The organism is Mesorhizobium sp. P5_C1 (assembly GCF_054049815.1).
This window is the reverse complement of sequence record NZ_JBFULQ010000977.1, coordinates 1-1,296: the sequence shown is the minus strand read 5'-3', so window position 1 is coordinate 1,296 and position 1,296 is coordinate 1. Positions and strand designations below refer to the sequence as shown.

Below are 1,296 nucleotides of genomic sequence, written 5' to 3'. Positions count from 1 at the left end.
GTGATCGAGAACGGCTTCTATTATGATTTCGCCCGCAACGAGCCTTTCACGCCCGACGATTTCCCGGTGATCGAGAAGAAGATGCGCGAGATCATTGCGCGCAACAAGCCGTTCACCAAGGAAGTCTGGTCGCGCGACAAGGCGAAAAAAGTGTTTGCCGACAAGGGCGAGCGCTACAAGCTGGAACTGATCGACGCCATTCCCGAGGACCAGGATCTCAAGATCTATGCGCAAGGCGATTGGTTCGACCTCTGCCGTGGGCCGCACATGGCCTCGACGGGGCAGATCGGCAATGCCTTTAAGCTGATGAAGGTGGCCGGCGCCTATTGGCGCGGAGACAGCAACAACCCGATGCTGACGCGCATCTACGGCACGGCCTGGGCCGACCAGGCGCAGCTCGAGGCCTACCAGACGATGCTGGAGGAGGCGGAGAAGCGCGACCACCGGAAACTCGGCCGCGAGATGGACCTGTTCCATTTCCAGGAAGAGGGGCCGGGCGTCGTCTTCTGGCACGCCAAGGGCTGGAAGATGTTCCAGAACCTGGTCAACTACATGCGGCGCCGGCTCGACGAACAGGGCTATCAGGAGGTCAACGCGCCGCAGGTGCTCGACAAGAGCCTGTGGGAGACCTCTGGCCACTGGGGCTGGTACCGCGACGCCATGTTCAAGGTCACGGTTGCCGGTGACGATACCGACGACGACCGCGTCTTCGCACTGAAGCCGATGAACTGTCCGGGCCATGTGCAGATTTTCAAGCATGGGTTGAAGTCTTATCGCGATCTGCCCGTAAAACTTGCGGAATTCGGCAATGTGCATCGCTACGAGCCATCCGGCGCGCTGCATGGGCTGATGCGCGTGCGCGGCTTCACGCAGGACGATGCGCATATCTTCTGCACCGAGGAACAGCTGGCGTCGGAGTGCCTGCGCATCAACGATCTGATCCTGTCGACCTATGCCGATTTCGGTTTCGACGAGATCAGYGTCAAGCTGTCGACGCGGCCCGACAAGCGCGTAGGCACCGACGAGGCGTGGGACCACGCCGAGGCGATCATGGGCAGCGTGCTGGAGACGATCAGGACGCAGTCCGGCAATCGCATCAAGACCTCGATCAACCCGGGCGAGGGCGCCTTCTACGGGCCGAAATTCGAGTATGTGCTTAAGGATGCCATCGGCCGCGAATGGCAGTGCGGCACGACGCAGGTCGACTTCAACCTGCCGGAGCGTTTTGGCGCCTTCTACATCGGCTCGGATTCGGAGAAGAAGCAACCTGTCATGGTGCATCGCGCCATCTGCGGG

General features: G+C 60.9%; 1 protein-coding gene. It reads left to right on the top strand.

All coding sequences use genetic code 11. From position 1 onward, the window contains the following. A partial coding sequence (gene thrS, locus ACXJ7R_RS33175; RefSeq protein ID WP_457155485.1) for a threonine--tRNA ligase occupies positions 1–1,296 on the top strand: 1,296 nt, incomplete at both ends.